The 8,516-nt window shown below is 35.6% G+C and carries 9 protein-coding genes; 8 read left to right on the top strand and 1 reads right to left on the bottom strand.

Annotation, left to right across the window (positions count from 1 at the left end; translation table 11 throughout):
- Window positions 1-315 precede the first annotated feature (315 nt).
- A complete protein-coding gene (locus Q0543_RS13700; RefSeq protein WP_299254176.1) occupies window positions 316-1,617 on the bottom strand; it encodes a hemolysin family protein in 1,302 nt (433 codons plus the stop codon).
- Window positions 1,618-1,882: 265 nt separating this feature from the next.
- On the opposite strand from Q0543_RS13700, the gene ndhC reads away from it, so the two are divergent.
- From ndhC to nuoH, 8 genes are read left to right on the top strand one after another with little or no spacing between them, the layout of a single operon-like run.
- On the top strand, window positions 1,883-2,263 hold the full coding sequence (gene ndhC, locus Q0543_RS13695; protein WP_299254173.1) for an NADH-quinone oxidoreductase subunit A: 381 nt from the start codon (window positions 1,883-1,885) through the stop codon (window positions 2,261-2,263).
- Between the two features lie 60 nt (window positions 2,264-2,323).
- Window positions 2,324-2,869, top strand: a complete 546-nt coding sequence (locus tag Q0543_RS13690; protein ID WP_299254171.1) for an NADH-quinone oxidoreductase subunit B — start codon at window positions 2,324-2,326, stop codon at window positions 2,867-2,869.
- 13 nt (window positions 2,870-2,882) lie between these two features.
- Complete coding sequence (locus tag Q0543_RS13685; RefSeq protein ID WP_299254168.1) at window positions 2,883-3,386, top strand: NADH-quinone oxidoreductase subunit C; 504 nt, start codon at window positions 2,883-2,885, stop codon at window positions 3,384-3,386.
- Window positions 3,387-3,398: 12 nt separating this feature from the next.
- Entirely contained in the window at window positions 3,399-4,619 is a 1,221-nt protein-coding gene (locus tag Q0543_RS13680; protein WP_299254165.1) for an NADH-quinone oxidoreductase subunit D, read from the top strand.
- 12 nt (window positions 4,620-4,631) lie between these two features.
- On the top strand, window positions 4,632-5,165 hold the full coding sequence (locus tag Q0543_RS13675; protein WP_299254162.1) for an NAD(P)H-dependent oxidoreductase subunit E: 534 nt from the start codon (window positions 4,632-4,634) through the stop codon (window positions 5,163-5,165).
- Window positions 5,165-6,511 (top strand): NADH-quinone oxidoreductase subunit NuoF, encoded by a 1,347-nt coding sequence (gene nuoF, locus Q0543_RS13670; RefSeq protein WP_299254159.1) that lies wholly within the window; start codon window positions 5,165-5,167, stop codon window positions 6,509-6,511. Before Q0543_RS13675 ends, nuoF begins: the two co-directional genes overlap by 1 nt.
- A 15-nt stretch (window positions 6,512-6,526) precedes the next feature.
- Window positions 6,527-7,498, top strand: a complete 972-nt coding sequence (locus Q0543_RS13665) for a 2Fe-2S iron-sulfur cluster-binding protein (RefSeq protein ID WP_299254156.1) — start codon at window positions 6,527-6,529, stop codon at window positions 7,496-7,498.
- The gene (gene nuoH / locus Q0543_RS13660; RefSeq protein ID WP_299254154.1) at window positions 7,482-8,513 is read left to right on the top strand and encodes an NADH-quinone oxidoreductase subunit NuoH; all 1,032 of its coding nucleotides are present in this window, start codon (window positions 7,482-7,484) and stop codon (window positions 8,511-8,513) included. Before Q0543_RS13665 ends, nuoH begins: the two co-directional genes overlap by 17 nt.
- Window positions 8,514-8,516 lie beyond the last annotated feature (3 nt).

The raw sequence follows: 8,516 nt of genomic DNA, 5'->3' as shown, positions 1-8,516 counted from the left end.
AACGAATGGTTTACCATTAATAAAATAGGTAAATGTGCCTTTTTTATTAACTGTTGGAACTTCTGAAATAAATGAACTAGATGTTAAAAATACACAAAATAGTATTCCGATTGTTGCTAAACTCTTTACCATTTATTTGTTATTTAGAATCCCAAACTCTTTTTACTTAACGAATATAATAAAAAGAAGTTTAATTATAACTAAAATAACAGTACTATTTTTTAGTAAAATAATGCAATAATTTTCAACTAAATAAAAATGAGATAGTTAAAAACTATCTCATAAAGTATTTATATAGCATATTTATAAGATAACCTACTCCGTTTGATCTAATTTATACAAACGAACAAGTAAAATAGACTGTTTAGTCTTTTTCAATATAGTAACTTGATACCCTTCAAAAGTCATTTTTTCGCTAATATCTGGTATTCTAGAGAACACTTTAATAATCAATCCTGCTACTGTATCGTATTCTACACCTTCAGGCAAAGCGATGGGTAAATGCTCGTTTACATCTTGAATATTTGCTTGTGCGTTAACAATAAACTCATTATTTGAAACTTGTTCAACAACGGGTGCTTCATCGTCGTGCTCATCTTGAATTTCACCAACTAATTCTTCAATTACATCTTCTATGGTTGCAATACCAGAAACACCACCAAATTCATCCACAATGATAGCCATGTGAATGTGTTTTGCTTGTAGTGTTTTTAATAGTTCATTGATTTTTTTAGTTTCAGGTACGAAATAAGGCGCCCGCATAGCAGCTTCTAAATTAATATCCCCTCCCTTATTCATGATCTTTAATAAATCTTTCGTGTATAAAACACCAATAATATTATCAATCGTATCTTTATAAACGGGTAATCTAGAATACCCTTCTTGAACAACCTTATTTAATATATATTCCAAAGGCAAATCAATATCTATTGCATTAATATTTGTTCTAGGTGTCATTATTTGTCGAACAGTAACATCAATAAACCCAAAAACATTTTTAATTAATTGATGCTCATTTGGATTCAATGCACCACTGAGTTTTCCTTGATCAATCAACAGTTCAAGTTCAGCAGCAGAATACAATTCCTTTTCACCAACATTAGAAAATCCAGACATTTTTAAAATAAGCGTTGCGAAGCCATTTAAGACATATATAAATGGGCTAAAAATGATATAGAAAACACGTAAGGGATAAGCAATAGCCAACGTAACACTTTCTGCACGTTGAATTGCAATTGATTTGGGAGCTAACTCTCCAAAAACAATATGCATAATTGTAATAAGTGTAAAGGAAATACCAAAAGATATTTCATGGATGTATAACTCTGAAATAGTAATATTGAAAAATGTTAAAAAATCCATTACTAATGGCATAACTACACGTTCACCTGCCCAACCTAAACCCAAACTAGCCAAAGTTATACCAAATTGAGTAGCAGAGAGGTATGCATCTAGTTGTTTTAATATAACTAAAGAAACCTGCGCTCGGGAACTACCTAATGATGCTTTAATTTCTAATTGGGAAGACCGAACTTTTACAATTGCAAATTCAGCTGCAACAAAGAACCCGTTAAGAGCAACAAGAAAAAGGGTAATAAATATATATGCGAATATCATTTTTTAGTAAAACAGAATGGTTTGTTTTCATTCTATTCAGTATGTTAGAGCGCAAATATACACTTTAATGGAATAATAGAATACATATATTTTCAGAAATTATACGTCTAAACACCTATATGTAATAATATGCATAATGATTTTAAATTAGGTGTTGAAAAATAGAGCGTTTAGAAACATTATAAATAAGCCAAAAACCTTTTTATTTAACTGATTTTGCATATTTTTGAACTATTAACAGGAGGAAAGATAAGGCAAACTTATTATGAGCGATACATTTTACGAATACATTCCGATAATCCTACAATTATTAGTTGCACTAGGATTTGTAACTATCACAATCTTATCAAGTTGGATCTTAGGTCCAAAAGTAAAAACCAAACACAAATTAGACCCATTTGAATCTGGATTAACTCCGGTTGGAAATGCGCGTGTTCAATTCTCTATTAAATATTTTTTGGTTGCAACCTTATTTGTGTTGTTTGATGTTGAAGTAATTTTCTTTTACCCATGGGCGGTGAATTTTAATCACTTTGCAGAAGCAGCAAACAAATGGGACGGATTCATGAAAATGTTATTATTTATGACATCGTTCTTAATTGGGTTCATCTATATTATTAAGAAAAAAGCATTAGATTGGGAATAATCTTAGGATATATTTTGTTATATAATCTAAGAAAAAATAGCCTTAACACGTAGCATTCATATGAGTGATATTAAAATGGAAGAACAACCTGATGGCTTTGAAGGCCCAGGTTTCTTTGCATCATCGATCGATGCAATAGTAGGGTTAGCAAGAAAGAACTCATTATGGCCACTACCTTTTGCAACTTCATGTTGTGGAATAGAATTCATGGCAACAATGGCTTCTACTTACGACATAGCTCGTTTTGGTGCTGAACGCCCAAGCTTCTCTCCTAGACAAGCAGACGTGCTTTTAGTAATGGGTACCATTGCTAAAAAAATGGGTCCTGTATTAAGACACGTATACGAACAAATGGCCGAACCTAAATGGGTTGTTGCTGTTGGAGCATGCGCTTCTAGTGGTGGTATATTTGATACATATAGTGTATTACAAGGCATTGACAGAATCATTCCTGTTGATGTATATGTTCCAGGATGCCCTCCAAGACCAGAACAAATCATACAAGGATTAATGCGTGTTCAAGACTTAGCTGCGACAGAATCTGTTCGCAGACGTGACTCGCCTGAATACAAAGCATTACTTGCTAACTACAAGATTGGAGAATAATTCGAACGCGTTTATGGCTACATTAACAAATCAATTTATAACAGAATCCTTACAAACTCGTTTTGGTGACAAAATTGAAAGCGTTGAGGAATCATATGGTATGCTAACCATAACTGTAGAAAAATTAATCAATATGGATGTGTTGAATTTTCTATACAATGAAGCATCTTTAGGCTTTACTTTTTTAACGGATCTTACAGGCATACATTACAACAAAGGGGAAGATTTATTAGGCGTTGTATATCACTTACACAACTTACCTGAAAATGTTCGAATTCGAATTAAAGCATTCTTTCCAAAAGCCGACCCAGTAATAGATTCTGCTACGAGTTTATTTCAATCTGCCAATTGGATGGAAAGAGAAACATACGATTTCTATGGAATCATTTTCACAGGACATCCGAACTTAATTCGCATTTTAAATGTGGATGATTTGGGATACTTCCCAATGAGAAAAGAATATGCGTTGGAAGATCCAACAAGACATGATAAAGATGACTCTTTCTTTGGTAGATAATCTTATAGATACATGATCACTACAAGCGGAAATAAGCACGAACTCGACCACACCGACACAGACCATTTTACTACGTTAAATTTAGGTCCTACGCATCCAGCAACACACGGTGTATTTCAGAATATTTTAACAATGGATGGTGAACGCATCATGAATGCGGTGCCAACTGTTGGTTATATACATAGAGCATTTGAAAAGATAGCAGAACGTAGAGCCTATTATCAAATCACAACACTAACCGATCGTATGAACTATTGTTCATCCCCGTTGAACAATATGGGATGGCATATGACAGTTGAAAAATTGGTAGGTATTGAATTACCCAAGCGTGTAGAGTATATGCGCGTAGTTGTGATGGAATTAGCACGCATCTCCGATCACTTAATTTGTAATTCGATTCTCGGTGTAGATGCAGGAGCTTTTACTGGCTTCTTATACATCATGCAATCACGTGAGCAAATTTATGAAATCTACGAAGAAATTTGTGGAGCTAGATTAACAACAAACATGGGCAGAATTGGTGGCTTTGAAAGAGATTTCAATGACATAGCGATACGCAAAATTGATAAGTTTTTAGATGACTATCCTGCTGTATTAACTGAATTTGAAAACCTATTTAATAGAAATAGAATTTTCATGGACAGAACAATTGGCACAGGTGCTATTACAGCTGAACGTGCATTAAACTATGGCTTTACGGGCCCTAACTTAAGAGCAGCAGGTGTTGATTATGATGTTCGTGTAACGTCTCCTTACAGTTCATATCAAGACTTTGATTTCTCTATTCCTATTGGAATAAATGGTGATACATACGACCGTTTTATGGTTCGTAATAAAGAAATGTGGGAAAGCTTAAGTATTATCCGTCAAGCGATGGAAAAAATCAAAGCTTTACCAAAAGGTGTTTATCATGCAGAAGTGCCAGACTTCTATCTTCCTCCAAAAGAAGACGTGTTTTCTCAAATGGAAGCATTGATTTATCACTTTAAAATTGTAATGGGTGAAACAGAAATCCCTAAAGGCGAAGTGTACCATTCTATTGAAGGTGGTAATGGAGAATTAGGTTTCTACCTTGTTAGTGATGGCGGAAGAACTCCATATAGATTACATTTCCGTAGACCTTGTTTCATTTATTATCAAGCATTCCCAGAATTAGTTAAAGGTCAATTTATTTCTGATGCAGTAGTTACAATGAGTAGTCTGAACCTGATTGCAGGTGAAATGGACGCTTAATTATATAAACGGATGGAACAAACACAACAGCAATTCCAGTTTTCAGAATCCAGTCTGAAAAAAATTCAGGAGATGAAAGCTCGTTATCCGGAAGGCAAGCAGAAATCGGCTTTACTACCTATTTTGCATATGGCGCAAGATGAATTAGGTGGATGGTTGCCTGCTCCTCTAATGGATTATGTAGCAACATTATTAAATATTGCTCCTATTGAAGTTTATGAAGTAGCATCCTTCTACTCCATGTACAACCTAAAGCCAGTGGGCAAATGTATGTTTGAATTTTGTCAAACAGGTCCATGTTGCTTAAATGGTATTGAAGAATTAATTGAATATACTGAAAGTAAATTAGGCATAAAAGTGAATCAAACAACCGCAGATGGTAAATACACCATTAAAGCAGTTGAATGCATGGGTTCATGTGGTAGTGCACCAATGGCACAAATTGGCACGTATTATTATGAAAATTTGACGAAAGAAAAGATTGATAAAATAATCGAAGTATTTGGTCAGCCCGATTTTGATCCATTTAAAAAATACGCAATCTAATGGCGACAAAATTACTACTTGAACATATTCATGTTCCCGGCATTGAAACATACGACGTATACCGTTCAAAAGGCGGCTATCGTGCAGTTGAAAAGGCTTTGAAAACAATGTCTCCAGACGAAGTTATGGAGGAAGTTAAGAAGTCTGGTCTTCGCGGTCGTGGTGGTGCAGGTTTCCCTACGGGAATGAAATGGAGTTTCTTAGACAGAAAATCAAACAACCCACGATATCTTGTTTGCAATGCAGATGAAAGCGAACCTGGAACATTCAAGGATCGTTATTTGATGGAAAAGAATCCTCATATTTTAATTGAAGGTTTAATTGTATCAAGTTACTCTTTAGGATCAAACAGTACCTACATATACATTCGTGGAGAATACAAATGGATCGTTGGTATTCTTGAAAAAGCAATTGCTGAAGCAAAGAATGCAGGATTCTTAGGTAAGAATATTTTAGGTTCAGGATTCGATCTTGAAATCTATGTGAATAATGGTGCTGGCGCCTACATCTGTGGTGAAGAAACAGCATTGCTAGAATCGTTAGAAGGTAAACGTGGCAATCCGCGTATTAAACCTCCCTTCCCTGCTATCTCTGGACTTTACAACTGTCCTACTGTAGTGAATAATGTTGAAACATTAGCAACGGTAGTCCCTATTCTAAATATGGGTGGAGATGAATATGCAAAACTTGGTATAGGAAAAAGTACAGGAACTAAATTAATATCAGCATGTGGTCATATCAATAGACCAGGTGTATATGAAATCGATTTAGGTTTACCCGTAGATGAATTTTTAAATTCAGATGAATATTGTGGTGGAATTAGAGCCGGTCATGAATTGAAAGCGGTTATTGCTGGAGGTTCTTCTGTGCCTATTTTACCTGGAGAATTATTCTTAAAAAATGCAGCTGGCGAACCGCGTTTAATGAGTTACGAATCACTTTCTGAAGGTGGGTTTGCAACAGGTACAATGCTTGGTTCTGGCGGCTTCATTGCCATGGATGAAACAACATGTATTGTTCATAATACATGGACACTGGCACGTTTCTATCATCATGAATCTTGTGGACAATGCAGCCCATGCCGTGAAGGAACAGGGTGGATGGAAAAAGTACTACACAGATTAGAGTTCGGTCACGGACACATGCACGATATTGATTTATTAGTAGAGATCGCTTCAAAAATAGAAGGCAATACAATTTGTCCACTTGGTGATGCAGCAGCATGGCCAGTAGCTGCAGCAATTCGACACTTCCGTGACGAATTTGAATACCATGTTAAACATGCGGACAAAGTAAAAGGTAGTCGTAAGGCTCACCTTCCTAATTATAAAACAGCAACAGTTTAAATTCAGGCTCAAATTATGTCACAACTGTTCAAAATAACAATAGACGGCGAAACAACTGAAGTTGAAGCTGGAACAACAATATTGAATGCCGCTAGACAAATAGGCGGTTCATTAGTTCCTCCTGCAATGTGCTACTATTCCAAATTAAAAGGAAGCGGTGGTAAATGCAGAACATGTTTGGTTGAAGTATCTAAAGGTTCTGAAAAAGATCCGCGCCCGATGCCTAAGCTTGTGGCTTCTTGCTCTACTCCTATCATGGACGGAATGGAAGTTAAAAACTTAACATCACCAAAAGTCTTAGAAGCGCGTAAAGGCGTAGTTGAATTCTTGTTGATTAATCACCCACTCGATTGCCCAATTTGTGATCAAGCAGGTGAATGTCATTTACAAGATTTATCCTATGAGCATGGTGCTGCACGTTCTCGATATGAAGAAGCACGTAGAACATTTGATCGTATAGATATTGGAGATAAAATTCAATTGCACATGACGCGTTGCATTTTATGTTATCGTTGTATTTATGTTGCAGATCAAATTACGGATAAACGTGTTCATGGGATCATGTTCCGTGGAGACAGAGCTGAAATATCAACCTACATAGAAAATGTGATTGATAATGATTTCTCAGGTAACGTAATTGACGTTTGTCCTGTGGGAGCATTGACAGATAAAACATTCCGCTTCAAATCTCGTGTATGGTTTGTAAAACCAATGGAAGCACACAGAGACTGTAAAAAGTGCGCTGGAAAAGCTACCGTTTGGTTAAGTGATAGCGAAGTATTCCGTGTAACAGGTAGAAAAGATAAATACGGCGAAGTAGAAGATTGGATTTGTAACGATTGTCGTTTTGAAAACAAAAAAATTACAGATTGGGTTATTGATGGCCCAAGAGCAATTGAACGTCACTCTGTGATATCATTGAATAAATATCAAAAAGGAATTAAAGTTGAAGCACCGAAGAATTTAGGATATGGAAATACCCGTTGAGTTTTTACTTGAAAAGACAATCATTGTTGTTGCGGTATTTACAATATCGTTAGTTATAGCAATGTATAGTACATATGCAGAACGTAAGGTTTCAGCTGTACTACAAGATCGTATAGGGCCCAATAGAGCTGGCCCGTTTGGATTATTACAACCATTAGCAGATGGAGTTAAGTTCTTTATGAAAGAAGAAATTATACCAAGCTCTGCAAATAAGTTCTTATTTATTCTTGGACCGTCATTAGCGATGCTAACTGCATGTATGACAGGAGCTGTTATCCCTTGGGGAGGTACATTAGAGATGGCTGATTCAATCGTTAAATTACAGGTAACAGACATTAACATCGGTGTGTTATACATATTTGCTGTTGTTTCTATAGGTGTATATGGTGTAATGATTGGTGGATGGGCTTCAAATAACAAGTTCTCTTTAATGGGGGCTATTCGTGCATCTTCTCAAATGATTAGTTATGAAATTGCAATGGGATTATCCATCATTGCGTTAATCATGACGACAGGGACGTTAAGTGTTGGTGAGATTGTACAACAACAAACAACTGGGCATTGGAATATCGTATATCAACCATTGGGATTCTTTATCTTCATGATTTGCGCTTTTGCTGAATGTAACAGAACACCATTTGATTTGCCTGAATGTGAAGCAGAGTTAATTGGTGGATACCACACCGAGTATTCTTCTATGAAATTAGGGTTGTATCTGTTCTCAGAATATATAAACATGTTTATATCTTCTGCTGTAATGAGTGCATTCTTCTTTGGAGGATACGACATCCCTTACATCGAATACTTAAATTTAGACCACAACCTAGTTACCATTCTAGGTACTGTCTTCTTCTTCTTTAAGATTGTCATGTTTATATTCTTATTCATGTGGGTAAGATGGACATTGCCGCGTTTCCGTTATGATCAATTAATGAATCTTGGTTGGAAAATCATGATACCATTGGCAATCATAAATATTATTATTACTGGTTCATGTATATTATTATTTAAGTAAAAG

This window comes from uncultured Cytophaga sp. (genome assembly GCF_937863595.1).
Taxonomy (GTDB): domain Bacteria; phylum Bacteroidota; class Bacteroidia; order Cytophagales; family Cytophagaceae; genus Cytophaga.
The sequence above is the reverse complement of the archived record's forward strand: the minus strand, read 5'-3'. Positions and strand labels throughout refer to the sequence as shown.

What these genes read in the sequence shown, in the direction of transcription:
- ndhC (WP_299254173.1), top strand. Translation starts at nt 1,883, where the DNA reads ATGAGCGATACATTTTACGAATACATTCCGATAATCCTACAATTATTA.
- Q0543_RS13690 (WP_299254171.1), top strand. Translation starts at nt 2,324, where the DNA reads ATGAGTGATATTAAAATGGAAGAACAACCTGATGGCTTTGAAGGCCCA.
- Q0543_RS13700 (WP_299254176.1), bottom strand. Translation starts at nt 1,617, where the DNA reads ATGATATTCGCATATATATTTATTACCCTTTTTCTTGTTGCTCTTAAC.
- nuoF (WP_299254159.1), top strand. Translation starts at nt 5,165, where the DNA reads ATGGCGACAAAATTACTACTTGAACATATTCATGTTCCCGGCATTGAA.
- nuoH (WP_299254154.1), top strand. Translation starts at nt 7,482, where the DNA reads ATGGAAATACCCGTTGAGTTTTTACTTGAAAAGACAATCATTGTTGTT.
- Q0543_RS13665 (WP_299254156.1), top strand. Translation starts at nt 6,527, where the DNA reads ATGTCACAACTGTTCAAAATAACAATAGACGGCGAAACAACTGAAGTT.
- Q0543_RS13685 (WP_299254168.1), top strand. Translation starts at nt 2,883, where the DNA reads ATGGCTACATTAACAAATCAATTTATAACAGAATCCTTACAAACTCGT.
- Q0543_RS13680 (WP_299254165.1), top strand. Translation starts at nt 3,399, where the DNA reads ATGATCACTACAAGCGGAAATAAGCACGAACTCGACCACACCGACACA.
- Q0543_RS13675 (WP_299254162.1), top strand. Translation starts at nt 4,632, where the DNA reads ATGGAACAAACACAACAGCAATTCCAGTTTTCAGAATCCAGTCTGAAA.